The following is a 25,854-nucleotide window of genomic DNA, read 5'->3' as shown; positions in this document are numbered from 1 at the left end:
CTGCTGTGCCTGCCATTTCGATTTTTTCCGCTATTGAACCGGAGAATCTTCATGCTCAAACGTACCCTGGCGCTCGCCGCCGGCTTTGCCTTTTCCCTATCTGCCAGCCTGACCCAAGCCGCCGAAACCCTGCGCGTCAGCGCCATTCCGGACGAAGCGCCGACCGAACTGCTGCGCAAATTCAAACCACTGGGCGCCTACCTGGAGCAGCAACTGGGCATGAAAGTCGAATTCACCCCGGTCGCCGACTACCCGGCCGTAGTCGAAGCATTGGCCACCGACCGCCTGGACTTGGCCTGGCTCGGCGGTTTCACCTTCGTGCAGGTGCGCCTGAAGACCGGCAACGCCATTCCGCTGGTACAGCGCGAGCAGGATGCGCAGTTCACCAGCAAGTTCATCACCGGCAATCCGGACGTGACCTCCCTGGCCGACCTCAAGGGCAAGACCTTTGCCTTCGGTTCGGTATCGTCGACCTCCGGTAGCCTGATGCCGCGCTATTTCATGCTGCAGGACGGCATCAAGCCGGAAACCCACTTCAGCCGCGTCGGCTACTCCGGTGCGCATGACGCCACCGCCGCCTGGGTGCAGGCCGGCAAGGTCGACGGTGGCGTGCTCAACGCCAGCGTGTGGGACAAACTGGTCGCCAGCGGCAAGGTCGATAGCAACAAGGTCAAGGTGTTCGCCACCACCCCGACGTACTACGACTACAACTGGACCGTGCGTGGCACCCTCGACCCGGCCCTGGCCGAGAAGATCAAAGCCGCCTTCCTCGCCCTCGACCCAGCCAACCCGGAGCACAAGGCGATCCTCGACCTGCAGGCCGCCAGCCGCTTTATCGAAACCTCGCCTGAGAACTACAAGGGCATCGAGGACGCTGCGCGTGCCGCTGACCTGCTGAAATGACCCTGCGCCTCTGCGGCGCCAGCCTCAGCCACGGCAACGAAGTCCACGCCCTGCGCGGCGTGGACTTGCATATCGCCGCCGGCGAGCAGGTCGCCATCATTGGCCCGTCCGGGGCGGGCAAGTCGAGCCTGCTCAACCTGCTGGCCACTGCCCTGCAACCGAGTGGCGGCGAGATTCAGGTGCTCGGCGAGCAGCCGTGGCAACTGTCCAGCCACCAGCGCCAACGCCTGCGTGCGCGCATTGGCCTGGTGCATCAGGCGCCGCCCCTGCCGGCACGGCAACGGGTGATCACTGCAGTGCTGGCCGGCAAGCTCGGCCAATGGGGCCTGGGCAAGAGCCTGCTGAATCTGCTGCATCCGCTGGATATCCCCGGCGCTCGCCGTGAGCTGGCCAAGCTGGACCTGGCCGACAAGCTGTTCGCCCAGTGCCAGCAGCTTTCCGGTGGTCAGTTGCAGCGCGTCGGCATCGCCCGCGTGCTGTACCAGGCGCCGGAACTGCTGCTGGCCGATGAGCCAGTATCGGCCATGGACCCGGTGCTGGCCGAGCACACCCTCAACGTATTGTGTCGGCATGCTGAACAGCATGGCGTCACCCTGGTCGCCAGCCTGCATGCGGTGGAACTGGCCCTGGCGCACTTCCCGCGCATTATCGGCTTGCGTGACGGACAGATTCTCTTCGACCGTCCTGCCGGCGAAGTCGACCAGGCGCAGCTCGACGCGCTGTATGCCAACGAACAGCTGCTCTCGCCGCCAACGCCAAGCGTGACCCTGAGCCTGCAGATCCCGCGATGCTAAGCCGCGACACCCGCGACCCGGCCGCCCTGCCCCGCCTGCTGCTCACCCTGCTGGCGCTGGCCCTGCTGTGGCCGGGTATTCAGCTCAGCGAGCTGGACCTGGGCGTGTTGCTGCAAGCCGACAGCCAGAGCGAGATGGGCCGTTTCGTCGCCGCCTTCTGGCCGCCGACCCATGACGCGGACTTTTTGCAGTTACTGCTCGACGCCACCCTGCAGACCCTGGCCATCGCCACCGCCGGCATGGCCCTGGCCCTGCTGCTGGCGATTCCAGCCAGCCTGCTGGCCAGCCGCGCGCTGTCGCTGTCGGCTGCGTCCCGTGGTGGTCGACCCAAACCCCTGGCGCAGTTACTGCGCTGGCCGGTACGCGGCCTGCTGATCTTCCTGCGCAGCGTGCCAGAAATCGTCTGGGCGCTGCTGTTCGTCCGCGCGGTCGGCCTCGGCCCCACCGCCGGGGTGTTGGCCATCGCCATCACTTACAGCGGCATGCTCGGCAAGGTCTATGCGGAAATCTTCGAGTCGGTCGACCAGCGCCCGGCCCACGCCCTGCTACAAGCAGGCAGCGGCCGTCTGTCGGCCTTTGTCTACGGTATTCTGCCGAATGCCGCGGCGGAGCTGACCTCCTACACGGTGTACCGCTGGGAATGTGCGATTCGCGCTTCGGTGGTGATGGGCTTTGTCGGCGCCGGCGGCCTGGGCCAGCAGATCGACCTGTCGATGCGTATGTTCGCCGGCGGTGAAGTGGCCAGCATGCTGCTGACCTTTCTGTTGCTGGTGCTGCTGGCCGATCAACTCAGCCGTGTGCTGCGCAGGAGGCTGGCATGAGCCGGCTGATCAACCTGTTACTGCTGCTCGGCATCGGCGCAGCGGTAATCGCTTCGTTCGTTTACCTGGGTATCGACCTGGGTGCACTGATCAGCGGCGACAGCCTGGGCCAGATGGCTGGCTACGTGCAGCGCTTTCTCAGCCCGGACCTGAGCGCCGAGCACCTGTCGGCCATCAGCCATGGCGCAATGGAAACCCTGGCCATGTCGGCCCTCGGCACCTTGCTCGCCGCGGTATTCGGCCTGCTGCTAGCCTTGCCGGCGGCCGGGCGCTTTGGCTGGCCGCTGCAGAGCGCCGCGCGTTTGCTGCTGAATGCTCTGCGTGCGATTCCCGAACTGGTGTGGGCCGCGCTGATGGTGCTGGCCGCAGGCCTTGGCCCAAATGCCGGCACCCTGGCCCTGGCCCTGCACACCGCCGGGGTGCTCGGCCGGCTGTTTGCCGAGGCGCTGGAAAACACCCCGACCGCACCGGCCGAGGCGATTCGCCTGCAGGGCGGTAGCCAGGTCGCGGCGTTCTGCTACGGCACCCTGCCCAACCTGTGGCCACAGCTGTTGGCCTACTGCCTGTATCGCTGGGAAAACAATATCCGCATGGCCAGCGTGCTGGGCTTCGTCGGCGCCGGCGGCCTAGGGCAGATGCTCTATGTCAGCCTTAGCCTGTTTCAGGAGGCGCAGGCCAGCACGGTGATCATTGCCATGCTGGTGCTGGTATTCGGCGTCGACGCGCTGAGCGGCTGGACGCGGCAGCGCTGGGTACGGGCGTAGGGCGGGTGAAACCGGCGGTGCGCGCCACGCGGGTTTCACCCGCCCTACTCGGCACCAAAGCTGGTCACCGCTGTCCAACCCGGCGCGGCACCGCTCAGGCGGCACGGGCCGGTCATTATTGTTTCGGGAGCTGTCCTTGCCTTCTGTTTTCTCACATCGCACCTTTCGCCTGACGGCCCTGCTTGGCGGGCTCGGCCTGGCCGCCTCAGTGCTGGCCTGCCCGAGTGGACAGCAGCAGGTCTGCACAGTGGTGTGCTTCTGTGCGCCGTTCAGCCAAGCGGATATCGGGGTGCTGTACGAGGACGTCAGCCAGATGGCCGCCTCTGGCCTGGAGCAATGGCTGCTGCAATCACGCGAGACGGTGGCTGCCAGCGGCACCCATCCGATCCCTCTGCATATCCGCGCCCAGTTGGAGCCCTACTACGGCATCGATGTACTCGATGCGGCGCGCTACAAGGTGGGTGACAACGAAACCCTTAGCGCCGCCAATACCCTGCTGCAGAACCCTGATGTGCAGGCGGTGACGCTGATCGACATCATCGTCTTCCGCAATGCCGCGGACGCGCAGGACAATGTCGCGCTCTGGGCCCACGAACTGCTGCATGTGCAGCAATACCAGCAATGGGGCGTGCGCGAATTCGCCCGGCGCTACACCCGCGACCACAACGCCATCGAAGCGCCTGCTTACAAGCTGCAGATTGAGGTCGAACGCGCCCTGCGCAATCAGCTGATTAGCAACACCAAACAGCGCTAGAGCAGCGCTCTCAAAACGATTCAGCATCGGGCAGCCACGCCCACAATAAAGCCGCACACTGGCCATGGCCAAGCAATCAGCCAATGGCTGCCTAAGGGATACGCGCAGGTGGCCGATGTGGAACGGAGCGGGTAGCTCCGTTCCTGCGCCGCCGGGTAGGCGAGCGCAGCGCATCGAAATGCCAGAGGGGAAGAAACGCGTCGCACCGGGTGGGTAACCCTCCGTTGCCGGATGTACGACGGGCGCTGCAGTGCAGCATCAGACACCTGGGCAAGGTGCCTGGAGGTGGAGCCGGTGTTGCCAACCACCCCGGCCGGCGAACCGGTCAGGGTGGGATGCTCGTAGAACCTGTTAACCGATGGTCATCAGGCTGGCGTTGCCGCCCGCTGCGGCGGTGTTAATGCTCAACGCGTGCTCAATCAGCAGACGCTCCAGCGGGATATCCGTCTCGCCTTTGTGCAGGCCATGCACACCGATAATCGCGCCAGGACGCTGAGCCGCCAGTTGGCAGACTTCGCGCAGCTGATCAGAGTCACCGTGATGAATGATGGCGTCGAACACCGTTTCGCTCTCGCTCCACTGGCTAAGCACGGTGATGCGTTGCTGCACGGCCTTGGGCAATGCGGCAAACAGCTCGCGGGTCAGCTCGCCTTCCTGCCACAGCACCTGGCAACCCACGGCCAGAGCCGCTGCCAACTGCACCAGCAGGTCACTGCGCTCATCCGCCAGACACAGCACATGCTCACGCGGCAGCAAGCTGTAGCTGTTGCGCTCACCGGTTGGGCCGTTGAGCATCTGCACGGCGCCGCTCTGCGCCAGCTCGACATACTGCGCGCTTAGTGCGCTCAGGCTTGGCTCATGCTTGGCCGCCCACGCCTGCAGCGCCTGAATGACTTTGCCCTGCTCGGCCGGACGCTGGATTTCGCCATTTTCCTGCTGCAACTGCTTGGCCACTGCGTCCTGCGGACGGGTCGCCAGCAGGCGATACATATAAAGCGGGCCACCGGCTTTCGGGCCGGTGCCGGACAGGCCTTCGCCGCCGAACGGCTGCACGCCGACTACAGCGCCAACCATGTTGCGGTTCACATACAGGTTGCCGACCTTGGCGGTATTGACCACCTGGGCGATGGTTTCGTCGATGCGCGTGTGCACACCGAGGGTCAGGCCGTAACCGCTGTCGTTGATCTGCTGCAGCAACTTGCCCAGATCAGCACGCTGGTAGCGCACTACGTGCAGTACCGGGCCGAAGATCTCGCGCTGCATCTCGTCGAAGCTGTCCAGCTCGATCAGGGTTGGCAGCACAAAGGTGCCGCGCTTGATGTCGTCACCCACGGCGCGGGCGGTCTGGAATACCTTGCGGCCTTTCTCGCGCATCTTCTCGATGTGCTGGTCGATATTGCCCTTGGCTTCCGCGTCGATCACCGGGCCGATGTCGGTGCTCAGGCGCTCCGGGTTACCCAGGCTGTATTCGGCCATGGCGCCCTTGAGCATGTTGATCACTCGATCCGCCACGTCTTCCTGCACACACAGCACGCGCAGGGCCGAGCAGCGCTGGCCGGCGCTGTCGAAGGCCGAGGCCACCACATCGACCACCACCTGCTCGGTCAACGCCGAGGAGTCGACGATCATACTGTTGAGGCCGCCGGTTTCGGCGATCAGCGGAATGGTGCGGCCCTGGGCATCCAGGCGACCGGCGAGGTTGCGTTGAATGATCCCGGCCACTTCGGTGGAACCGGTAAACATCACACCACGCACCCGCTCGTTGCCGATCAGGCCAGCACCGACGGTTTCGCCACGGCCCGGCAGCAGTTGCACGGCGCCGCTCGGTACACCGGCATCCAGCAGAATGCGCACAGCCTGCGCGGCGATCAGCGGAGTTTGTTCGGCCGGCTTGGCCAGCACGGTGTTACCGGCAGCCAAAGCGGCGGCGACCTGACCGCTGAAAATCGCCAGCGGGAAGTTCCACGGGCTGATGCACACCACCGGGCCCAGCGGGCGGTGGCTGTCATTGCTGAAGTGATTACGTGCCTGCGCCGCGTAATAGCGCAGGAAGTCCACCGCCTCGCGCACTTCAGCAATGGCGTTGGCGAAGGTCTTGCCGGATTCACGCACCAGCAAGCCCATCAGCTGCTGCATTTCCGCTTCCATCTGGTCGGCGGCGCGATCGAGTACGGCGGCACGTTCGGCCGGCAGGGTCGATTGCCAGATCTGCCCGCTGGACACGGCGCAGAGCACGGCGTTGCGCACATCCTGCTCGCTGGTTTCATGCACATGGCCGACGATGTCGCGGTGGTCCGCCGGGTTGCGTACCGGCTGCGCGTCGCTCAGCTCAGGCGTTTCGCAACCGAGCAGCGGCATGGCTTTATAGACGGTGTTGGTGCTGCTCAGCAGCGCCGAGGACAGCGAACCGAGGCGGTGTTCGTTAGCCAGGTCGATGCCTTCGGAGTTCAAGCGGGCGTCGCCATACAGCGCACGCGGCAGGGCAATGCGTGGGTGTGGCAGGCCAAGGCCGCCTTCCTGCGTGGCCATCTGCTCGACCTGCTGTACCGGGTCGAGTACCAGTTCCTTGATCGAGATGCTGTGGTCGGCAATGCGGTTGACGAACGAAGTGTTCGCACCGTTTTCCAGCAGGCGACGCACCAGGTAAGCCAACAGGGTTTCATGGCTGCCCACCGGGGCGTAGATACGGCACGGACGGTTCAGCTTGCCATCGGCAACCTTGCCCACCACCTGCTCGTACAGCGGCTCGCCCATGCCGTGCAGGCACTGGAACTCATACTGGCCGGGGTAGTAGTTCTGCCCGGCCAGTTGATAAATGGCCGACAGCGAGTGGGCGTTGTGGGTGGCGAACTGCGGGTAGATGGCTTCCGGCACGGCCAGCAGTTTACGGGCGCAGGCGATGTAGGAAATATCGGTGTACGGCTTGCGGGTATACACCGGGTAGCCTTCCAGACCTTCGACCTGGGCGCGCTTGATCTCGCTGTCCCAGTACGCGCCTTTAACCAGGCGGATCATCAGGCGGTGACGGCTGCGCTTGGCCAGGTCGATGACGTAGTCGATCACATACGGGCAGCGCTTCTGGTAAGCCTGAATCACAAAGCCAATACCGTTCCAGCCGGTCAGGGCCGGGTCGAAGCACAGGCGCTCCAGCAGATCGAGGGAGATCTCCAGGCGGTCGGCTTCTTCGGCATCGATGTTCAGGCCGATGTCGTACTGCTTGGCCAGCTTGGTCAGGCCCAGCAGGATCGGGTACAGCTCGTCCATCACCCGGTCGTACTGGGCGCGGCTGTAACGTGGGTGCAGGGCGGAGAGCTTGATCGAGATGCCCGGGCCTTCATAGATGCCACGGCCGTGAGAGGCCTTGCCGATGGCATGGATGGCCTGCTCGTAGGACGCCAGGTAGCGCTTGGCGTCTTCATCGGTCAGCGCGGCTTCACCGAGCATGTCATAGGAATAACGGAAGCCTTTGCTTTCCATGTTAGTGGCGTTGGCCAGGGCTTCGGCGATGGTTTCACCGGTGACGAACTGCTCGCCCATCAGGCGCATGGACATGTCCACGCCCTTGCGGATCAGCGGCTCGCCGCCCTTGCCGATAATGCGGTTGAGCGAAGTCACCAGGCCGGCTTCGTTGTGCGTGGCCACCAGCTTGCCGGTAATCAGCAGACCCCAGCTGGCGGCGTTGACGAACATCGATGGGCTGTTGCCCAGGTGCTGGCTCCAGTTGCCGTTGCTGATCTTGTCGCGGATCAGCGCGTCACGGGTGGCCTTGTCCGGAATACGCAGCAGCGCTTCGGCCAGGCACATCAGCGCCACACCCTCCTGCGAGGACAGCGAGAATTCCTGCAGCAAGCCCTGCACCAGGCCCTGACGGCCGCCGGCGTTTTTCTGGTTGCGCAGCTTCTCGGCAATGCCCATGGCCAGCTTGTTGCTCGCCTCGGCCATGTCCTTGGGCAGACGCGCCTGCTCCAGCAGCATCGGTACCGCTTCGGTTTCCGGACGGCGATAAGCGCCAGTAATCGCCGCACGCAGCACCGATTGCGGCAGGATGCTTTCGGCGAAATCGAGGAACACCTGCAAACCTTGCTCAGTCAGGTTTTCCACCACTTCGTCGCCCGCCACAGCGGCCAGGCCAGAATGCTCGGCCGGGGTCAGACCACCCTCGATCTGCTCCAGGTAATTGAAGATCGCCTGCTTGATCAGCCAGTGCGGCGTGCGGTCAATCGACTGCGCAGCCTGCTTGAGGCGATCACGGGTTGCATCATCGAGCTTTACGCCAAGGGTAGTGGTGGCCATTGGTTTGTCCTGTTATGAGCTGGAGCACGGCAAATAAGTGCCGGGAGCAATGTCTGACGTCGCCCGCAACGGCCCCGAAGGGGTAGCCGCCATGGGTAGCAGGGCACAAAAAATCTGGCGAGAGATTAAACCTCACAAGGCGCAAGGTGCAACTAGGTGCAACCAAACAAAACCAAGGTTATCCATGCCATTCAGCAGCCCACAATTCGGTTGTAGCCTCACGCAAACCCAGTACTGGCAAGGCTCTAGCAAAAAACACCTGCCGCGCAAGAAAAACGCCCGTTTAAAAAAACCGCAGAGCATCCGACGACAGGTACAACCTAAACGCAAGCCAGGTTGCACTACGGCTGTTATTCACGCCTTAACTGAGCAAAGCACAACAGGCTACTGTCCGCGCAGTGGCCGACGGAGTGCACAGACAATCAGCGCAACCGGGCCCTGAACGATAAACAGATAGAGCAGAGCCCAACGGCAGGACTCAGGCGATGGAGCGGATAGCCGGACGACACAATGTCGCGCTAAGCTCAGGGCGGGATTCATAAGGAGATGACCATGACTGCCAAGGAAGCGCAATTGACTGAGCTACTCAGCCTGTCCACGCGCACCCTCACTCACCTGACAGCCGCCATCACCGCGATGTCATTTGAACTGCTCAACACCCAGGACAACGCTGTGAACGCCACGGCACACAAGATGATCGAGCGCATGCTGGCGATCAACAGCGAGCTGGATCAGCAATGGCAACTGCTCGGTCAATTGGCCGGCACACAGCCAGAGACCAGTAACGCACTGGAACAGGTGGTGCTACAGAGCCTGGAAACAACCGAAGACGAACGTTAACCACGCCCGTCTGGCCGTCACCCCAACAGCAGAGCACGCGGCGCTACGAGGCCGCCATCACCAGACCACGCAAGCGCGCCTCATTGCTGCGCCACCAGGCCAGCAGCGCGTCACCCGGCATCGGCTTGGCGACAAAGTAGCCCTGCACTTCGCCACAACCCAGATCACGCAGCAGCTGCCAATCCTGCAGGGTTTCCACACCCTCGGCGACCACGCCTAGGCCAAGCTTGCTGGCGATATCCAGGGCGCTTTCCAGCAGAATGCGTAGATGCTGACTTTCGCTGGCACCATTGACGAAGGCACGGTCAACCTTCAGCTCGGTGCAGGGCACACGCGACAGCTGCAACATGCAGGAAAACCCGGTGCCATAGTCATCCACCGACAAGCCAAAGCCTTTCAGACGCAGGCGCGCCAGGGTGCCGAGGGTAATGCTCAGATCGGTCATGATCGCGCTTTCGGTGATTTCCAGGATCACGTACTGCGGCTCGATGCCACTGGCGACTACCCGCGCGATGATCTCGTCGGCCAGCTTGGAGTCCGCCAGTGAGCGCGCCGACACGTTGAAGGAAAAACTCAGTGGCAGACCGGCGTCATGCCACTGCCGACAGTGCGCCAGGGACATGTCGAGCATCTGCAGGGTCATTTCCGAGATGTAATGGCTGCGCTCGATCAGATCAACGAAAAGCCCCGGCGCCAGCAGTCCATGCACGGGATGCTGCCAGCGCACCAGCGCTTCCACGCCTTTCAGGCGGCCACTGGCCAGATTGACCTTAGGTTGAAAGTAGGCAACAAATTCATGCTCACGCAGCGCCCGTTGCACATCCGCCTCAGTCAACTGCGGCCAGAGTGCACGAGGCGCGGCAAACTGTTCGGCCTGCACAGCCTGAACCGCAAAACGGCTGAGACTGGAGGCCAACTGCTCATGGCTGATGGGTTTTTGCAGCACGCCCAGCAGGTGCAACCCCAGGCTGCGGCCCATGCTCTCGACCACATTGAGCAATACACTCTCGCGCGCACTGGCCACCACCACGGAATGATTCAGCTCCAGGCGGGCCATTTCGTGCAGCACCTGCACGCCGTCCATGCCGGGCATCTCCAGATCGAGCACGATCACCTGGATCTGCGGATTGGTTTTCATCTGGGCGATCGCGTCGAAACCATCCACCGCCTGGAGGATGTCCTCAATGCCCATTTCACTGCACAGCTCAGCGGTAAACTGGCGCTGCAGCTCGCTGTCATCAATCACCAGCACATGCTGGGGAAATCTGTTGACTGCTTCTTCCACCGGCTACCTCCAGCTCATCAGTACGTTCGGGATGTCATCCAGCGCGACCACCTGATCGACACCGCCCAATTTGATTGCTTCTTTCGGCATGCCGAACACCACGCAACTGGCTTCATCCTGGGCGTAGGTTTTGGCCCCCGCCTCATGCAAATCTTTCAAACCGCGGGCACCATCGTCGCCCATGCCGGTCATGATCACAGCCAGCACATTGCGCCCGGCCTGCACGGCGGCCGAGCGGAACAAAACATCAACGGAAGGACGGTGACGACTGACCAGCGGACCATCCTTGACCTCAACCTGATACTGACCACCACTGCGCTTGATCAACATATGCTTGCCGCCTGGGGCAATCAGCGCCAGGCCCGGCAGCAGGCGATCGCCGTTCTGCGCCTCGCGCACTTCGATGGCACACAACGAATCCAGGCGTTCGGCAAAGCTGCGGGTGAACTTCTCCGGCATATGCTGAACGATGGCAATCGCTGGCGCGCTGCGCGGCAGCTGGCTCAGCACCTGTTCCAACGCCTGGGTGCCGCCGGTCGAGGTACCCAGCACGACAATTCGCTCACTGGTGCGCTGATTGTGCAACCCAGCACTCGGCGCACTGACGACGGCATCAACCGTGCTTTTTTCCAGTGTAGGCTCTGCTGCGCCACGTACCCGGGCTTTTGCCGCGGTGCGGATGGCGGCAAGCATCTCCTGGGCACTGCCCTGGAGAAAATCACGCAGCCCCATGGTCGGCTTGGTAATCACCTCCACCGCACCGGCCGACAGCGCCTGCAGGGTAATGTCCGCGCCCTTCTCGGTCAGGGTCGAGCAAATCACCACCGGGGTGGGTCGGGTGGCCATGATCTGACGCAGGAAAGTGATGCCATCCATGCGCGGCATTTCCACATCAAGCAGAATCACGTCCGGCCACACGGTCTTCATCTTCTGCAAGGCCAGCAGCGGGTCCATCGCCGCACCGACCACTTCGATGTCTTTGTGTGGCGCCAGCAGCTGCTGCATGACCTCACGCATCACTGCCGAGTCATCAACAATCATCACCTTGATAGCCATTACTGCAGCGCCTCAAGCGGTTCAATACTCAACGCCGCGCCACGGCGCACCCAGACTTCACCACTGGCCAGCTCGAAGCGCACAAAACGGCAGCCCTCACCGCCCAGGTCACGCCCGGCAACCTGCACGCCCAGCTCAGCCATCAGTTTTTCGACGAAGGCGATGTTCTGCGCGCCAATATCGGTGCGCAGATTGGAGCCTGGCTTGCTAAGACTGCGTGCACCGCCAAACAACTTGACCTGGGCCTGCTCCAGACGCAGCGCATGCACGCGCATCTGCTGCTTCAACCAGACCCAGGCATCCACCCCGTAACGCCCATCCAGGTCCCGCGCGTGCTCGCTGACGCGGCGCAGGCCGGGCAACTGGAAATGACACATCCCCCCCTTGGCCGCCTCGGGAAACCACAGCACGATGGAGACGCATGGTCCCAGCAGAGTTTCCACGCGCACATCACCGCCGCCGAAATACAGCTCGCCGGGTTTGAGAAAGCAACTGCGGCTCATACCGCCACCTTGCGGTAGATCGACGATGCGACCATTTCAATCGGCAAACCGGTGTCATGCAACGCCTCGGAGTGCCCGACCATCAACCAGCCGCCGGGCTTAAGACGTTGCACCACGTTGCTCAGCACCCGCTGCTTGGTTTCCTGATCAAAATAAATCAGCACGTTGCGCAGCATGATCAGTTCGAACAGCCCCAGCTCTGGCGCTGGCAAATTGAGATTGCCCTGACGAAACTCGACCCGCTCACGCAGCCCGCGCTCGACCAGAAAGTAACCCTTGTACTGATCCTTGCCCTTGAGGCAGTAGCGTTTGAGATAGTGCGCGGGAATCTTACTGCCGCGCTCCATCAGGTACAGACCGCGCTCGGCGCTCTGCACCACCTGACGGCTGATATCGGTGCCCAGCACGCTCCAGCCCAAGTGCGGGCGCGCCTCGTGCAGCAGCATTGCCAGGGTATAGGCCTCCTCACCAGTGGAGCTGGCCGCACTCCAGGCACGGAAATCCGCCTGACCGGCACAGGCCGGCAGAATCTTCTGCTGAAGGAAATCGAAATGCTTGGGCTCGCGAAAGAAATAGGTTTCGTGGGTGGTGATCAGATCAATCGCGATCTCCAGCTCCGCCGTACCTTGCGCCGAAATCAAGTGCTGGTAATAACGCTGATAGCTGTTCAATCCCAGTGCCGTCAGACGCTTGGACAGACGCCCGCAGATCAGCGGTTTCTTTACCGGCGGTAGCTGAATGCCGACCCGCTCATAGAACAATGCCTGCAGCTGACGAAACTCCGGCTCGCTCAGCGCAACCTGTGTGCCTGCATTCATTGCCCACCCACCATCGGCCATAACGCCTCACCCTTCACTCTGTTCAAGGCCGCCCACCAGCTCGGCGAGCTCATCGAGTGACAGCACCTGAGGAATATCCAGCACCACCACAAACTGCTCGTGGTGTTTGAGGATACCGGCAATGAAATCCGCGCGAATTCGCGCACCAAAAGCCGGGCGACTTTCCAGTTGATGACCTTCCACGGCCAGCACTTCATTCACCGCATCGACGATGATGCCGAGCAGTTGCATGCTGTCGCCCTGCTCGACTTCAACGATGACGATGCAGGTGCGTTTGGCAATCGGCGTGCACTCACGACCGAAACGCACCGCCAGATCGATCACCGGCACCACCGCGCCGCGCAGATTGATCACCCCGCGCAGGAAGTTCGGCATCAGTGGGATCTCTGTCAGGCCGCCAAACTCGATAATCTCGCGAATATGCTCAATCGGCAGGGCGAAGAGTTCCTGGCCCAGGGTCAGGGTCAGAAACTGCTGGGTCAGCGGCGTTTCCACCGGGGCCGCAGAGCGGCCCTGAATATGGGCTGGCAAGGTACTCATGACAGCCTCCTAGAAGCGGGTAAACGCCGACTCATCAATCTGATCGTCGTGCAGATGACGGCGTACCGGCTGGGTCGGCTTGCTCATGGCCGCCGGCCGACTTTTACCCGTCGGAGCGTTCTGCATCTGCCGCGCGGCAACTTCGGCCAGCTGGAAGAACTGAATCATTTCCTGCAGCTGCACGGCCTGACCGCTCATTTCTTCCGAGGTCGAGGACAGCTCTTCAGAGGCCGAGGCATTGACCTGAGTGATCTGCGCCAGCTGACCAACCGCCAGGTTGATCTGCTCCAGCCCGGTGTTCTGCTCACGCGAGGCTGCGGAGATTTCCTGCACCAGATCGGCCGTTTTGCGAATCGACGGCACCATCTGTTCCAGCAACTGCCCGGCGCGTTCGGCCAAGGTCACACTGTCGCTGGCCACCGCGCCGATTTCCTGCGCGGCCACCTGGCTGCGTTCAGCCAGCTTGCGCACTTCGGCGGCCACCACAGCAAAGCCTTTGCCATGGTCACCGGCGCGCGCTGCTTCAATCGCGGCGTTAAGCGCCAGCAGGTTGGTCTGGTAAGCAATGTCATCAATGATGCCGATCTTGCCGGCAATCTGACGCATCGCATTGACCATCTCGCGCACTGCCGCACCGCCTTCCACCGCATCCTTGGAGGACTGGCTGGCCATACCGTCGGTGACCTTGGCGTTCTCGCTGTTCTGCGCCACGGTGGCGGCAATTTCTTCCACCGAGGCACTGGTTTCTTCAACGCTGGCAGCTTGCTCAGAGGCGTTCTGGCTCAGCGCCTGGGCCGAGGCAGCCACCTGCTCGGAGGCCGAGGCCAGCGAGTCGGCCGTCATGCGTACATCACCCATGATCGAACGCAGCTTGAGCACCATCTGCTGCAGGCTGTAGAGCATGCTGCTCTGGTCGCCGTCCTTCAGGCGGATATCCACGGTCAGATCACCGGCCGCCACGCGCTGCAGCGACTCCATGGCGGCATACGGCTCGCCGCCAAGCTGACGCAACAAACTGCGGGTAATCATCACGCCCAACAGCACGGCCAGCAGCAGGCTCAGCACGATGCAAGCAACGGCAACCGCAAATACCAGGTTGTAACGATCATGGGCCAGGTCATATTCGCTCTTGGCCACCGTCAATTGCACATCGACCAGCTGACCGAAGCGGTCAGAGACCGGGTCGATCTTCTGGTACAGCTCGTTGCTGATAAATTGCTCCAGGGCCAGCTGGTCACGCCCTTCAAGAATGCGCAGCAACTTTGCATTGGCTTCGTCGGCTTCTTTCAGCAACGGTTTCAGCTCATCGACCAGCACCTGCTCCTCACCGACCAACTTGGTCGAGGTGAAACTGGTCCAGCTCTGTTGAATAGACTCTTCTGCCTTGTTCACGCTGCGCAGCGCTTCCTGCCAGCTGAGCGCACCGATACGAACCTTATGCGTGGTATCGACGATGCTGACCGCGTAGTTGTCGGAAATCACTTTCAGATCACGCAGCGGTACAACCCGGTCGTTATAAACCGTTTCCATGCCGGCATTGGATTCGCGCATGCCGAAAATTCCCAGCACGCCGATCAGCAGCAGAAACAGGATAAGCACCCCTGCGAGCAGGAGCAGGCGGGTCGCCACCGTCATTTTGTCGAACATTTTCTTCTCCCGGCTTTTTATTGAGTCCGTGCCACGGCGGCAGAGCCATCTGCACGTCGGAGGTTGGCACTGACTGAGTTTTCAGCGGCTGCACTGGCACGCTGAATCAAATGGGCGACATCAAGAATCAGCGCCACACTCCCGTCACCGAGAATGGTGGAGCCACTGAGCACCTTGTTTTGCGCAAAAATCTGTCCTAGGGGTTTGATCACCGCCTGCAGTTCACCAACCAGTTGATCCACCACTACACCCGCGCGGTTACTGCCAAATTGCAGCACCACCAGACTCTCGCGCGTACCATCGCTTGGCGGCAGACCGAACAGGCTGCGCAGGCGCACATAGGGCAACGGCTCGCCACGCAGGTTGAGCAGGTCATGCAAGTCTTGCTGCTGACCCAGGTCGACACACTCGACCACCTGATCCAGTGGCAACACAAAGGCCTCATCGGCAACCCGCACCTGGAAGCCGTCGATAATCGCCAGAGTCAGTGGCAGGCGAATGCGCACCGTGGTGCCCTGACCGAAGACGCTGAGCACCTCGACCTCACCGCGCAGCTTTTCGATATTGCTGCGCACCACATCCATGCCCACGCCGCGCCCGGACAGGTTGGTCACCGCTTCGGCAGTCGAGAAGCCGGCCTCGAAAATCAGGCGAAACACTTCACTGTCACTGAGTACCTGATCGGGCTGTACCAGGCCCTTTTCCAGCGCCTTGGCGAGAATGCGTGAACGATCCAGGCCGCGGCCGTCGTCGGTGACTTCGATAACGATACTGCCGGACTCGTGATAGGCATTCAGACGCAACGTACCGCGCTGGGTCTTGCCGGCGAGCAGGCGATCAGCCGAGCGCTCGATGCCGTGGTCCATGGCGTTACGCACGATATGCATCAGCGGATCGGCAAGTTTCTCCACCATCGACTTGTCCAGCTCGGTGTCCGCACCGGTAATCAGCAGCTCGATGTCTTTATCCAGCTCTTTGCTGATATCGCGCACCACCCTCGGGAAACGCTGGAACACCTCACCGATAGCCACCATGCGCAGCGACAGCGAGGCATCACGGATATGCTCAACCAGGGTTGCCACCGCCTCGTTAGCCTCGGACATGGCCGCCGGGCTGCCCTGGCGCAGCGACAGACTGGCCGCCGCACCCGCGATTACCAGCTCGCCCACCAGATTGATCAGCTCATCCAGCTTGCCGACCTCGACCTTGATAAACACCTGCTCATGCCCGCGCTTGTCGTCGGCTTGTTTCTGCTTGCTCAGCGCCGCCGATACCAGAGGCGGCGCTACCAGTTGCTCCTCCACCAGCAAGGTGCCCAGCGGTGGTGCCGGCTGCGGCGCGGCGGACTGCAGGGCGAGCACGCGCTGCAGTTCGTGGGCAGTCAGCGCGCCGCTTTTGAGCAGGATTTCGCCGAGTTTGCGCGGTGATTCAGGCAGGCTGACGATCAGGTTGAGGTAAGCCTCGATCTTGCTGTGCGGCGGCAGGATCAGCAGCTGACTGTCCTCACGAATAAACTCGAAGGCATCCTCGACTTCCTGCTTGCTGGCCTGGGACTCGAACTCGATTTCGAAACCCAGATAGTTGCTTTCGGCATCGAAGTCTTCGGCCAGTGGCAAGGTGTCAGTCAGGGTATGCAGGTAAACGATGCGCCCCAGCTTGCTCAGGTAACGCAGAAACGACAGTGGATCGATGCCATTGCGCAGCACATCGCTATTGGGCCGCAGCGAGATATGCCAGAGGTCGCTGCCCACCTCTTCGCCGGTCAACACATCGACCTTGCCACTCGGTACCTGTGACAGTTGCGTTTGCTCGGGCAGCGGCTCGACGACGGGCTCGACGCCTTGTTCCAGGTATTCATTAAGCTGGCTGATCAAATGAGCACGCAGCTCGGGATTGGGATCAATGGCTTCGCTGCGGTCTTCGACGGCGGTAATCAGGCTGCCGATGTAGTCGCCGCAGGTCAGCAGCAGCGAGAGCATGCTGCCATCCAGAGACTTTTCGCCGTTGCGCACCTGATCGAGCAGACTTTCCACCACATGGGTGAAGTTGATCAGCGACTCCAGGCCAAACAACCCGGCCGAGCCCTTGATGGTGTGCGCGGCACGGAAGATGGCGTTGACCCGCTCGGCGTTGTAGCCATCGCTTTCGATTTCCAGCAGGGCATCTTCCATGTCCACCAGCAATTCGCGGGCTTCCTGAACCAATGCGCCACGGGCTTGATCAAGGTTCATGGACGACCTCCGCGAGCGTCTAGCGGGATCACCATGGGGTCGCCGAGTTCGGCCACCAGGTTGAGCAGATCGAGCACTTCGCGCACCGCCGGCGAATGCTGGATAAAGGTCAGGCTACGACCCTGGCGTTGCGCTTCGCGTTTGAGCAGCAAGAGAATCTGCACTCCGGTGCTGTCGAAATCCTCGACCGCGCCCAGGTCAATCTCCAACTGCTTATGGCTGCCCAGCAGACCGAGCAGTTCATCCTTGAGCTGGACAGCACTGTAGATATTGAATTCGCCTGCTATTTCGAAGATGTACCGTCCAGTTTCTTCACGACTGTTTATTACGGTCACAGGTACGTCCTCAGGGCAGAATCAGTTTCGACACTGCATCGAGCAGCACCGGCGGCTGAAAGGGCTTGACCACCCAGGCACGCACGCCGGCGGCCTTGCCTTCGGCTTTCTTCGCCTCACCCGCCTCGGTGGTGAGCATGATCACCGGGGTGAACTTGTAGGCCGGCAGCTGCTTGGCCGATTTGACGAAGGTGATACCGTCCATGTTCGGCATGTTCACGTCCGAGACAATCAGGTTGATCTTGCGACCGTCCAGCTTGCTCAGTGCGTCCTTGCCGTCACAGGCCTCCAGCACGTCGTAACCGGCGCCCTTGAGGGCAATGCCAACAACTTGCCGAAAACTGGTCGAGTCATCCACTACCAAGACCGTCTTTCCCATTACTCTGCATCCTGTGGTTCTGAAGTTGCGTTAAAAGAAGGTGACCGAGGATTGCTCGACACTGGCGGCACGCTGACCGCTGTGCACGCGCTGCTGCTCCAGGGTGGTGTAACTCGACTCCAGGCGCCGCAGCCAATCGCGGCTGGCCGGCACCACCGGCTCGGCGAGGCTGTCGCGCAGGCGCTGCATGTCCTCGCTGATATGCGAAATGATCTGGCTGACGCGATCCTGGAACTGCAGGTCAACCAATACCGCGTTGACCGTCTGCTCGACCTCGCGGCTGTTTTCCTGAAGCATCTGCAGGCGCTGTTCCAGCTGCGCTACGCCATCGCCCAGTTCACCGAGCACCTTGCCGACGATGCGTTCGGCGGCCTCGATGCTGGCGTGGCTGCTGCTGTCCATCTGCTCGGCCCGCGCCACCATGGATTCCATGGAGCGGCCCATGACCTGTACTTTTTCGGTGATCTTGGTGCCGGTCTCGCCGGACATCGACGACAGCTTGCGCACCTCGTCGGCGACCACCGAGAAACCGCGCCCGGCCTCACCAGCTCGTGCCGCTTCGATAGCAGCGTTGAGTGCCAGCAGGTTGGTCTGCGAGGCGATCTTGGCGACATCCTCGGCCATGCCATGCAACTCGGTAACAAAACGACTGAGTTCGCGGATTTCCACCAGAAAACGCTCGCGTTCGCCCTGAGTGTCGTCGAGCATCTTCACCGCATGCGGCAGCTCGACCTGGGCGCTGCGCAGCACTTCGAACACCCCGCCACCGCCTTCATCTGCACCGAGATCCAGCGCCTGGCTGATCTGCTGGCTCATGCTGATAAATTTCTCGGTCAGGCCACCAGCGGCGCTGGACGTCTGGCCGTTGACCAGCTCGATATGACGCATCCACAACGGCAGTACCGCATCAAGCAGTTCGCGCATCGCCGCCAGGCTACTTTGCACCTCGCCCAGTGCCTGCGCCGATACCTGAGGCTCAAGCGTCGCTTGCTCGACCGCCGGGCTGGAGACCAGGAACCATAGCCACACCAGCAACACGCCGGCCGCCAACAGGCCATGCCACCAGACGCTGGCGAGCAACAAACAGGCCGCAGGCAATAGAGCGACGCCGGCTACCAACCAGGGGCGCGAAGCATAAGCAATCAGTCGCGGATGCTTGATCATGAACACTCTCGGTACTGACGAAGGAAGTCACCGCACAAACCGGCCGTGGCGAAACACAAATGCGCGCGCCGAAAAAACTATAGGTCAGGCTCGAAGTATCAGCGAGCGACCACCCAGATAATGGCCATAAGCCAGCAGATGGCCGACTGCCATCGCTCAGAGGGGAGCTTATAAAATTGACGTCAAAAGGCTTATCAGTGATTTACCGGTGGGCGCAGGTAAATCTACCTAGACAGAAAGCGGGGGTTTACTCGTCAAGCTTGATAATGCCGCGGCGTAAGGCATACATCACCAGGCCGGCCAGGTCGCGAATGGCCAGGCGCTCCATGATCTGTGCACGGTGGGTGTCCACAGTCTTCACGCTAAGGTTGAGGATAAACGCCACTTCTTTGTTGCTCTTACCCTTGGCCAGCCAGTACAGCACTTCCTGCTGGCGGCTGGTGAGCAACTCAAGCGGGTCTTCGCCGCTGCGCCCGGAGGCCGCATCAATCACCTGTCCGGCCACCCGCGGGCTGAGGTAACGGTGGCCGCCCAATACCGATTGCAGGGCAAGCTGCAGCTCAATCACTGCCGCATCCTTGAGCAGATAACCGCTGGCGCCCATCTGCATGGCCTTGAGCACATAGTCGCGGGTGTCATGCATAGACAACAGAATCACCGGCAGCACCGGCCAGCGCGAGCGCACAGTGGTCAGCGCCTCCAGCCCCGAACAGCGGCGCATGGTCAGGTCGAGCAGCAGCACATCCGGCTGATGGCGTTCGACCAAGGCCTCGACCTGATCACCATCACTGCCCTCGGCCACCACCTCATATCCGGCCTCGATCAGCAACGAGCGAATACCCGCTCGCACCAGCTCATGATCATCGACCAATACAACCCGCGCAGACATTTACAGACTCCTCAGACGGGGCACACCCCGGTACAACTGACAGAAACCGCTCCCTGGCTTGGTATGGTTATCGTGCAACGCCTGGCAACCGACTGGCCAGCCCCAAACGCGCGGCGCATTCTGCGTGAGTGCTACCAAGCGAACAATCAGCCAGTTACTGAGGCGAAATGTAGGGCAGATGCGCGCATCGTGCAGGAATAAGACTACCGTCACGCTACGCTAGGACTTTTCAGTCGCACAAAACTAGCTGATCGATTTTGACCGGAGCGGCGCATCAAAGTGTTCTGCTTTGCGCCACCACGCACCAACTTAAAGCTGAATCTGTCCAGCCGGTCAGTTATCAGTGCATGCAGCGTATTTACATTCCCCTGGAAACCACTAGAGTGCGCGCCCGCAGCGCTCTAGTGGTGGCGTCGTGAGCAAATGCAGGACTTGGCCTTGTTCTTGCTCAAGCTCCGACAGCCTGACCACTCAGACAGGTTTAAAACGATAATTCAGCACTTTGGGGAGCACCACTTGATGAACCGCACTCTTTCTTCTCTGGTCCTGGCGGGCGGGCTTCTGGCGGGCGGCCAGGCCGTCGCGGGTGACCTGCTGCATTGGCAGAACAACAGCCTGACCTACCTGTATGGCCAGGATTACAAGATTGACCCGGAAATCCAGCAGACCGTGACCTTTGAACACGCCAGTGGCTGGGCTATCGGCGACCTGTTCTTCTTCGTCGACACCATCAAGTACAACACCGACGCCACCAATGGCGCAGGCGACGGCCACACCTTCTACGGCGAGTTCTCACCGCGCCTGTCGTTCGGCAAGCTGTTCAACAGCAAGCTGGAATTCGGCCCGATCAAGGATGTGCTGCTGGCCACTACCTATGAATTCGGTGAAGACGATGTCGAGTCCTACCTGATCGGCCCAGGCTTTGATCTGGCAATTCCCGGCTTCGACTACTTCTCGCTGAACTTCTACAACCGCACGACCGATGGCAAGCGCGACGGCGATAACGTCTGGCAGATCACTCCGGTGTGGAGCTACACCATCCCGGTGGGTAAATCCGACATCGTCATCGACGGCTTTATGGATTGGGTGGTCGACAACGACAAGAGCTACCACGCCAACCTGCACTTCAACCCTCAGATCAAGTACGACCTGGGCAAGGCCATGAACTGGGGCGAGAAGCAGCTGTATGTCGGTATCGAATACGACTACTGGAAAGACAAGTACGGTATCGAAGACAGCGGTTTTGTCAGCGACAATTTTGTCGGCGCGACCGATCAGAACACCGCCAGCCTGCTGGTAAAAGCGCACTTCTGATAATCAGCTGAAAACCCGCCAGCACCTGTGATTACTGGCTGGCGGGCATCTCCTGCAACAACCCTGCTCGCGCTAATTTGCCCTGCTGCGGCGTAATCGCCGCGCTCTCGGGGTCTTCTACTCTGTGATTACTCAGCAGTGGATACCCAGCATGCCCAACGCCCTTCACCACACATTCGTCCGCGCCCTGCTTGTCAGCCTGCTGCTCACCCTGGCTGCGTGCAGCACCCTGGCCACGCGCGACCCATTGCGCATCGAACTGGTCGGTATCGAGCCGCTGCCCGGTGAAGGCCTGGAAGCACGCTTCGCAATCAAACTGCGGATACAGAACCCCAATGACCAGCCCATCGATTTCGACGGTGTGGACCTTGAGCTGCAGGTCAATCAGCACCCGCTGCTCAGTGGCGTCAGTGACCAACGCGGGCAAGTCCCCCGTTATGGCGAAAGCATTCTGCGCATTCAGGTCAGCCTTTCCGCCTACGCCGCACTGCGCCAGGCCTGGGGCATGGCCGGCTATCAGGACGGCCAGGGGCTGCCCTATGAGCTGCGTGGCAAACTGGCCAATGGCCTGTTCGGCACCTGGCGCTTTAATGACCGCGGCACGCTGAATTGGCCACAACCGCCAGCGCCGGGCGCGACACCATAAAACCCTATACAATATGCGGCCTTTTCCTATCGACCTATCAAGGACCCGCCGTGAGCACGTTGCCGCCCTGCCCCAAATGCAATTCCGAGTACACCTACGAAGACGGCGCCCAGCTGGTATGCCCGGAGTGCGCCCACGAATGGTCGGCCACTGGCGCAAGTGACGCGGCAGATGACGCCAAGGTGATCAAGGACTCAGTGGGTAACGTGCTGCAGGACGGCGACACGATCACCGTGATCAAAGACCTGAAAGTCAAAGGTTCATCCCTGGTGGTCAAAGTCGGTACCAAGGTCAAAGGTATCCGCCTGTGCGACGGAGACCACGACATCGACTGCAAGATCGACGGCATTGGCGCGATGAAGCTGAAATCCGAGTTCGTGCGCAAAGTCTGAGGCAGCACCCGCCAACCAAAAGCCCCGGCATCTGCCGGGGCTTTTTTATGCGCCGCGTACGCCACCCCGTAAAACTACCTAGCAACGCGCTACCCGAAATTACTGACAATCTAGTCGAACTACCTGCTTTGCAATCCTGGGCTAACCTTCTGGCTACAATGGCTGATCGCTAACTGCCTAGACGCAGGGCGACACACTGGCACACCGTATAAATCAAATATAAGAAAACAAAAGAATACCGCTGGACATATAAATATTGGCGCCACCCCAAGGTAGATCAAACAATGATGAAGAGCCGATTTATAACTAGACATATCGGAATTATCACCATTCTATCTCTGCTCTATTCAATGGCAGCCAGCGCCACACAAACTCCATTACCCGTTCGCAGCAAAACACTGCTGACGCTGCACTGGGTCGACACTCAAGGCGCAGCCAATACCACTCGCCTGAATCTGGAAAACCTCGATGCCCTGCCGCAGAGCAGTCTGACCCTGCAGCTGCCGGAATCGCTGGGCATTCAGGGCACCCACAGCTGGCAAGGCATCAGCCTGCAGGACCTGCTCAAACTAAGCGGCAACAGCGCTCAGGCCGTGCGCATACAAGCCCTCAACGGCTATTACGCAACACTCCCAATGAGTGATATCGAACAATTCAATCCCGTTCTGGCCTACCGGCGCGATGGACAAAACCTGACCATTCGCGATAAGGGACCATTTATCCTGATCTACCCATTCAATAAATTTAAGAAACTTAATCAGCAAATTTATATAAACAGATCAGTCTGGCAGATCAATGAAATCCATATTGAATAAGTTCTTTCTGAACAGATTATTCAAACGACCAGCCCGTGACAGTTGGTTGACTGAAATGTTGCTGTTGGCCGTTATTCTGATGGCCGCAACCACACTCTTTGCATTGCGCATAACCCAGCTGGAAATGCATGCCCTCGCCAAACCGCACCAGAACAATGAGCTCTGGTATGTCACCAATACCGCGCTGGAACTGCACAACCTTGGCCGCGTGGCCCGCGCAGCTGCGGCAAACCCTCCACAGGCCGATCACGATGAGCTGAGCGTACGCCTGGAAGTACTGAGCAGCCTTCTTGAGCCCGCCGAGTTCGCCCCAAGAGTTTCAAAATCGATCCTGCCGACCTTGCCCAATGCCTTGCAGACCTTGGAAAAGCTCAGCGAACGTACTGAGTCCTGGAGTTATCGCCTGGCTAATAGCGCCGATCCAAGCCAGGTTACCCAGGAGATCGCGACCCAGGTCGACGAACTCTCAGAAGGCCTTCGCCACGTGGTGCTCGCGGTACATATCGCCAGCTCGATCGCGCAGGACAATATACGCATCAGCCACTACCAACAGTTCGCTCTACTCGCCTGGATTCTGGTGGCCCTGCTGGTCGGCATCACCCTCCTGGTAATCAAGCTGATCTGGGACCGGCAAATCATGAAGCGCCTGTCCAGCCACCTCGAATCGCTGAACAAGCGCCTGGAAACGCGCGTCAACCGCCGCACCCGCCAGCTGGCCGAGAGCAAGGCGTTGCTGATGTTTATTCTCGACGCCAGCCCCAGTGAGGCGGCACTGGTGAATGCCGAGTCCGGCGATGTGCTGTTTATCAACAAGACGCTGCTCGACAAGCTGGAGCTCAGTTCGCCGCCACCGCAGCTGTTCCTGAAAAGCCTGCTGGTCGCCCCAGAGCAAGGTGAGGCGTTTATCGACGAGCTTGATCAATACGGTCGCGTCGACAACTGGGAAGCCCAGGTCATGCCGCACAAGCCTTACTGGAGCTCACTGTCGGCCAAACTGGTGGAGATCGAAGGAAAACTCGCTCACCTGCTCTGGGGCTTTGATGTCAGCGAACATCGCAACCTGCTCAACCTGCTGGAAACCCAGGCCAATACCGACTCACTGACCAAGCTGTACAACCGGCGCGCGTTCTACAAACTCGGCGAGCAGGTACTGGATGGCTGCAAACGCTACGCACATCCGTGCAGCGTACTGATGATCGATATCGACCACTTCAAGCGGATCAACGATACCTACGGCCACGCGGTTGGCGATGCAGCCATCTGCAGCCTTAGCCAGACCTTGCGCGATACCCTGCGCGATGCCGATATCATTGGCCGCATGGGCGGCGAAGAGTTTGCTGTGCTGTTGCCGCACACCGACCGGCAACAGGCTCTGGAAAGCGCCGAGCGGCTGCGCCAGGCCGTCGCAGCCACCCCGATAAACAGCGCCAGCGACGATCTGCATATGACCATTTCAATCGGTGCGGCCGTATTCAACCCGCAACAGAACGCGACCCTGGAGCAGATGTTGATAACGGCTGATAAGGCGCTTTATAAGGCCAAAACCACTGGCCGCAATCGCGTGGAGATTTGATACCGCTATGGCAAAGAACTTTCTTATCGTCGATGACAGCATGGTCTCGCGCATGATGACCAAGAGCATCCTCGCCAACCTGCAACCCAGCTGGACCGTGTTTGAAGCCGCCAGCGGTCAGGCGGCTATCGATACCTGCCGTCAACACCCCATCGACCTGATCAGCATGGACCTGAATATGCCCGGAATCAGCGGCCTGGAAGCCGCAACAGTGATTCGCCAGGAGCACCCCGGCATCAAAATTGTCATGCTCACAGCCAACATCCAGTCGGCCATCCAGGAGCAGATCCAAGCCCTTGGCCTAACCTTTCTGGCCAAACCGATAACTGCCGACAAGGGGCCAGCGCTCTTGCAAGCGCTGGGACAGTGACATGCTCAAACTATCAAGCCTGCAAACGGATGTGCTCTGCGAGATGTTCAACATCGGCATAGGTCGCGCGGCAGCTGCCATGAGCGAAATGCTCCAGGATGAAGTGCTGCTGTGCGTGCCGGAGTTGCACTTTGTCACGGTCAGCGAAGTGACCGAACACCTCGGCAAGAAAAGCGCTTCGATGTACTGCATCCGTCAACCATTCCAGGGCATGTTCTCCGGCAACGCGCTGCTGATCTTCCCCGAGGACAAGAGCCTGGAGATGGTCAAGATGCTGATCGGCGACGTACCGCCCGGCACCGAACTGCTACAGATCCAGCGCGACGCCCTGCTGGAAGTCGGCAACGTCGTGCTCAACGCCTGCCTGGCCTCGTTGGCGGAAATGACCAGCACGCCATTTGAATGCAGCATGCCCTCGGTCGACTCCGGCGACACCCGCAAAGTGCTCGGCACCCGCGTGCAGAACCATGTGGTGATGCTGATCCATATCCGCTTCGAGCTGAAAAAACAGGACATCGAAGGCTTCGTGGTCTTCGTAATGAACTCGACCTCCTACGAAGACCTGTTACAAGCGGTCAACCGCTTTATTGCCACGCTTGGTTAACAGCAGACGGTTACATAAAGACGCTTAAAGCAGCCCATCGCCAGCAACGTCTGCCGTGTAATTGGCTAGCATCAATACAGAGCACGTCGCTCGTTCAAGGCGC

The 25,854-nt window shown here is 60.6% G+C and carries 23 protein-coding genes and 3 pseudogenes; 13 read left to right on the top strand and 13 right to left on the bottom strand.

Features of this window, described 5'->3' with window-relative positions:
• The first annotated feature begins 51 nt into the window (after nt 1–51).
• The 5 genes from RHP75_RS04555 (at nt 52) to RHP75_RS04535 (ending at nt 4,036) form a co-directional block, all read left to right on the top strand.
• Entirely contained in the window at nt 52–903 is an 852-nt protein-coding gene (locus RHP75_RS04555) for a putative selenate ABC transporter substrate-binding protein (RefSeq protein WP_311090642.1), read from the top strand.
• Nucleotides 900–1,697, top strand: a complete 798-nt coding sequence (locus tag RHP75_RS04550) for an ATP-binding cassette domain-containing protein (protein WP_311090641.1) — start codon at nt 900–902, stop codon at nt 1,695–1,697. The genes RHP75_RS04555 and RHP75_RS04550 overlap by 4 nt, the downstream gene beginning before the upstream one ends.
• A complete protein-coding gene (locus tag RHP75_RS04545; protein WP_311090640.1) occupies nt 1,691–2,518 on the top strand; it encodes an ABC transporter permease subunit in 828 nt (275 codons plus the stop codon). Before RHP75_RS04550 ends, RHP75_RS04545 begins: the two co-directional genes overlap by 7 nt.
• Nucleotides 2,515–3,282 carry a phosphonate ABC transporter, permease protein PhnE gene (gene phnE, locus RHP75_RS04540; RefSeq protein WP_311090639.1) on the top strand — a complete coding sequence of 256 codons (768 nt, stop codon included), beginning with the start codon at nt 2,515–2,517 and terminating at the stop codon, nt 3,280–3,282. The genes RHP75_RS04545 and phnE overlap by 4 nt, the downstream gene beginning before the upstream one ends.
• A 136-nt stretch (nt 3,283–3,418) precedes the next feature.
• Nucleotides 3,419–4,036, top strand: a complete 618-nt coding sequence (locus RHP75_RS04535; protein ID WP_311090638.1) for a DUF4157 domain-containing protein — start codon at nt 3,419–3,421, stop codon at nt 4,034–4,036.
• A gap of 351 nt (nt 4,037–4,387) precedes the next feature.
• On the opposite strand, the gene putA is transcribed toward RHP75_RS04535, so the two are convergent.
• Entirely contained in the window at nt 4,388–8,329 is a 3,942-nt protein-coding gene (putA, locus tag RHP75_RS04530) for a trifunctional transcriptional regulator/proline dehydrogenase/L-glutamate gamma-semialdehyde dehydrogenase (RefSeq protein WP_311090637.1), read from the bottom strand.
• A 552-nt stretch (nt 8,330–8,881) separates the two neighbouring features.
• Here putA and RHP75_RS04525 point away from each other — a divergent pair.
• On the top strand, nt 8,882–9,169 hold the full coding sequence (locus RHP75_RS04525; protein WP_311090636.1) for a hypothetical protein: 288 nt from the start codon (nt 8,882–8,884) through the stop codon (nt 9,167–9,169).
• 43 nt (nt 9,170–9,212) lie between these two features.
• Here RHP75_RS04525 and RHP75_RS04520 read toward each other — a convergent pair whose 3' ends face one another.
• From RHP75_RS04520 to RHP75_RS04470, 12 genes and pseudogenes are all read right to left on the bottom strand, one after another.
• Nucleotides 9,213–10,454 carry an EAL domain-containing response regulator gene (locus RHP75_RS04520; RefSeq protein WP_311090635.1) on the bottom strand — a complete coding sequence of 414 codons (1,242 nt, stop codon included), beginning with the start codon at nt 10,452–10,454 and terminating at the stop codon, nt 9,213–9,215.
• Nucleotides 10,455–10,457: 3 nt separating this feature from the next.
• Entirely contained in the window at nt 10,458–11,510 is a 1,053-nt protein-coding gene (locus tag RHP75_RS04515) for a chemotaxis response regulator protein-glutamate methylesterase (protein WP_311090634.1), read from the bottom strand.
• A complete protein-coding gene (locus RHP75_RS04510) occupies nt 11,510–12,013 on the bottom strand; it encodes a chemotaxis protein CheD (protein WP_311090633.1) in 504 nt (167 codons plus the stop codon). Before RHP75_RS04510 ends, RHP75_RS04515 begins: the two co-directional genes overlap by 1 nt.
• Nucleotides 12,010–12,831, bottom strand: coding sequence for a protein-glutamate O-methyltransferase CheR (locus RHP75_RS04505; RefSeq protein WP_311090632.1), 822 nt, complete (start codon nt 12,829–12,831; stop codon nt 12,010–12,012). The genes RHP75_RS04510 and RHP75_RS04505 overlap by 4 nt, the downstream gene beginning before the upstream one ends.
• A 27-nt stretch (nt 12,832–12,858) precedes the next feature.
• Nucleotides 12,859–13,392, bottom strand: a complete 534-nt coding sequence (locus RHP75_RS04500) for a chemotaxis protein CheW (protein ID WP_311090631.1) — start codon at nt 13,390–13,392, stop codon at nt 12,859–12,861.
• Nucleotides 13,393–13,541: 149 nt separating this feature from the next.
• Nucleotides 13,542–14,442, bottom strand: a pseudogene (locus tag RHP75_RS21180) (methyl-accepting chemotaxis protein); the annotation flags it as partial.
• Nucleotides 14,443–14,559: 117 nt separating this feature from the next.
• A pseudogene (locus RHP75_RS21175) lies at nt 14,560–15,027 on the bottom strand (MCP four helix bundle domain-containing protein); the annotation flags it as partial.
• Nucleotides 15,028–15,056: 29 nt separating this feature from the next.
• The gene (locus tag RHP75_RS04490; RefSeq protein WP_311090629.1) at nt 15,057–17,270 is read right to left on the bottom strand and encodes a chemotaxis protein CheA; all 2,214 of its coding nucleotides are present in this window, start codon (nt 17,268–17,270) and stop codon (nt 15,057–15,059) included.
• Nucleotides 17,267–17,605, bottom strand: a complete 339-nt coding sequence (locus RHP75_RS04485; protein ID WP_311090628.1) for an STAS domain-containing protein — start codon at nt 17,603–17,605, stop codon at nt 17,267–17,269. Before RHP75_RS04485 ends, RHP75_RS04490 begins: the two co-directional genes overlap by 4 nt.
• A gap of 10 nt (nt 17,606–17,615) precedes the next feature.
• Complete coding sequence (locus RHP75_RS04480) at nt 17,616–17,984, bottom strand: response regulator (protein ID WP_160078540.1); 369 nt, start codon at nt 17,982–17,984, stop codon at nt 17,616–17,618.
• Between the two features lie 30 nt (nt 17,985–18,014).
• Nucleotides 18,015–18,611 (bottom strand): annotated as a pseudogene (locus RHP75_RS21170) (methyl-accepting chemotaxis protein); the annotation flags it as partial.
• A 784-nt stretch (nt 18,612–19,395) separates the two neighbouring features.
• Nucleotides 19,396–20,037 (bottom strand): response regulator transcription factor, encoded by a 642-nt coding sequence (locus RHP75_RS04470; RefSeq protein WP_311090626.1) that lies wholly within the window; start codon nt 20,035–20,037, stop codon nt 19,396–19,398.
• A 519-nt stretch (nt 20,038–20,556) separates the two neighbouring features.
• Here RHP75_RS04470 and RHP75_RS04465 point away from each other — a divergent pair.
• From RHP75_RS04465 to RHP75_RS04435, 7 genes are all read left to right on the top strand, one after another.
• Complete coding sequence (locus tag RHP75_RS04465; protein WP_090255356.1) at nt 20,557–21,351, top strand: outer membrane protein OmpK; 795 nt, start codon at nt 20,557–20,559, stop codon at nt 21,349–21,351.
• A gap of 151 nt (nt 21,352–21,502) precedes the next feature.
• On the top strand, nt 21,503–21,997 hold the full coding sequence (locus RHP75_RS04460; RefSeq protein ID WP_311090625.1) for an LEA type 2 family protein: 495 nt from the start codon (nt 21,503–21,505) through the stop codon (nt 21,995–21,997).
• Between the two features lie 50 nt (nt 21,998–22,047).
• The gene (locus tag RHP75_RS04455; protein WP_090255361.1) at nt 22,048–22,389 is read left to right on the top strand and encodes a zinc ribbon domain-containing protein YjdM; all 342 of its coding nucleotides are present in this window, start codon (nt 22,048–22,050) and stop codon (nt 22,387–22,389) included.
• Nucleotides 22,390–22,673: 284 nt separating this feature from the next.
• Entirely contained in the window at nt 22,674–23,204 is a 531-nt protein-coding gene (locus tag RHP75_RS04450; protein WP_311090624.1) for a molybdopterin-dependent oxidoreductase, read from the top strand.
• A 55-nt stretch (nt 23,205–23,259) separates the two neighbouring features.
• Complete coding sequence (locus tag RHP75_RS04445) at nt 23,260–24,777, top strand: GGDEF domain-containing protein (RefSeq protein WP_311090623.1); 1,518 nt, start codon at nt 23,260–23,262, stop codon at nt 24,775–24,777.
• A gap of 7 nt (nt 24,778–24,784) precedes the next feature.
• Nucleotides 24,785–25,147 (top strand): response regulator, encoded by a 363-nt coding sequence (locus RHP75_RS04440; protein WP_311090622.1) that lies wholly within the window; start codon nt 24,785–24,787, stop codon nt 25,145–25,147.
• 1 nt (nt 25,148) lies between these two features.
• Nucleotides 25,149–25,751 carry a hypothetical protein gene (locus tag RHP75_RS04435; protein WP_275961792.1) on the top strand — a complete coding sequence of 201 codons (603 nt, stop codon included), beginning with the start codon at nt 25,149–25,151 and terminating at the stop codon, nt 25,749–25,751.
• The last annotated feature ends 103 nt before the right edge of the window (nt 25,752–25,854 follow it).

Origin of the sequence: Pseudomonas sp. SG20056 (genome assembly GCF_031764535.1) — a bacterium.
Classification (GTDB): domain Bacteria; phylum Pseudomonadota; class Gammaproteobacteria; order Pseudomonadales; family Pseudomonadaceae; genus Aquipseudomonas.
Note: the sequence above shows the minus strand (reverse complement) of the source record. Positions and strands in the feature narration are given on the sequence as shown.

Bases quoted from the DNA above. Each gene is read 5' to 3' on its own strand.
- RHP75_RS04515 (WP_311090634.1), bottom strand. From the start codon at position 11,510: ATGGCTATCAAGGTGATGATTGTTGATGACTCGGCAGTGATGCGTGAG.
- RHP75_RS04510 (WP_311090633.1), bottom strand. From the start codon at position 12,013: ATGAGCCGCAGTTGCTTTCTCAAACCCGGCGAGCTGTATTTCGGCGGC.
- putA (WP_311090637.1), bottom strand. From the start codon at position 8,329: ATGGCCACCACTACCCTTGGCGTAAAGCTCGATGATGCAACCCGTGAT.
- RHP75_RS04545 (WP_311090640.1), top strand. From the start codon at position 1,691: ATGCTAAGCCGCGACACCCGCGACCCGGCCGCCCTGCCCCGCCTGCTG.
- RHP75_RS04460 (WP_311090625.1), top strand. From the start codon at position 21,503: ATGCCCAACGCCCTTCACCACACATTCGTCCGCGCCCTGCTTGTCAGC.
- RHP75_RS04550 (WP_311090641.1), top strand. From the start codon at position 900: ATGACCCTGCGCCTCTGCGGCGCCAGCCTCAGCCACGGCAACGAAGTC.
- RHP75_RS04440 (WP_311090622.1), top strand. From the start codon at position 24,785: ATGGCAAAGAACTTTCTTATCGTCGATGACAGCATGGTCTCGCGCATG.
- RHP75_RS04470 (WP_311090626.1), bottom strand. From the start codon at position 20,037: ATGTCTGCGCGGGTTGTATTGGTCGATGATCATGAGCTGGTGCGAGCG.
- RHP75_RS04480 (WP_160078540.1), bottom strand. From the start codon at position 17,984: ATGGGAAAGACGGTCTTGGTAGTGGATGACTCGACCAGTTTTCGGCAA.
- RHP75_RS04490 (WP_311090629.1), bottom strand. From the start codon at position 17,270: ATGAACCTTGATCAAGCCCGTGGCGCATTGGTTCAGGAAGCCCGCGAA.
- RHP75_RS04525 (WP_311090636.1), top strand. From the start codon at position 8,882: ATGACTGCCAAGGAAGCGCAATTGACTGAGCTACTCAGCCTGTCCACG.
- RHP75_RS04465 (WP_090255356.1), top strand. From the start codon at position 20,557: ATGAACCGCACTCTTTCTTCTCTGGTCCTGGCGGGCGGGCTTCTGGCG.
- RHP75_RS04555 (WP_311090642.1), top strand. From the start codon at position 52: ATGCTCAAACGTACCCTGGCGCTCGCCGCCGGCTTTGCCTTTTCCCTA.
- RHP75_RS04500 (WP_311090631.1), bottom strand. From the start codon at position 13,392: ATGAGTACCTTGCCAGCCCATATTCAGGGCCGCTCTGCGGCCCCGGTG.
- phnE (WP_311090639.1), top strand. From the start codon at position 2,515: ATGAGCCGGCTGATCAACCTGTTACTGCTGCTCGGCATCGGCGCAGCG.
- RHP75_RS04450 (WP_311090624.1), top strand. From the start codon at position 22,674: ATGATGAAGAGCCGATTTATAACTAGACATATCGGAATTATCACCATT.
- RHP75_RS04505 (WP_311090632.1), bottom strand. From the start codon at position 12,831: ATGAATGCAGGCACACAGGTTGCGCTGAGCGAGCCGGAGTTTCGTCAG.
- RHP75_RS04435 (WP_275961792.1), top strand. From the start codon at position 25,149: ATGCTCAAACTATCAAGCCTGCAAACGGATGTGCTCTGCGAGATGTTC.
- RHP75_RS04445 (WP_311090623.1), top strand. From the start codon at position 23,260: ATGTTGCTGTTGGCCGTTATTCTGATGGCCGCAACCACACTCTTTGCA.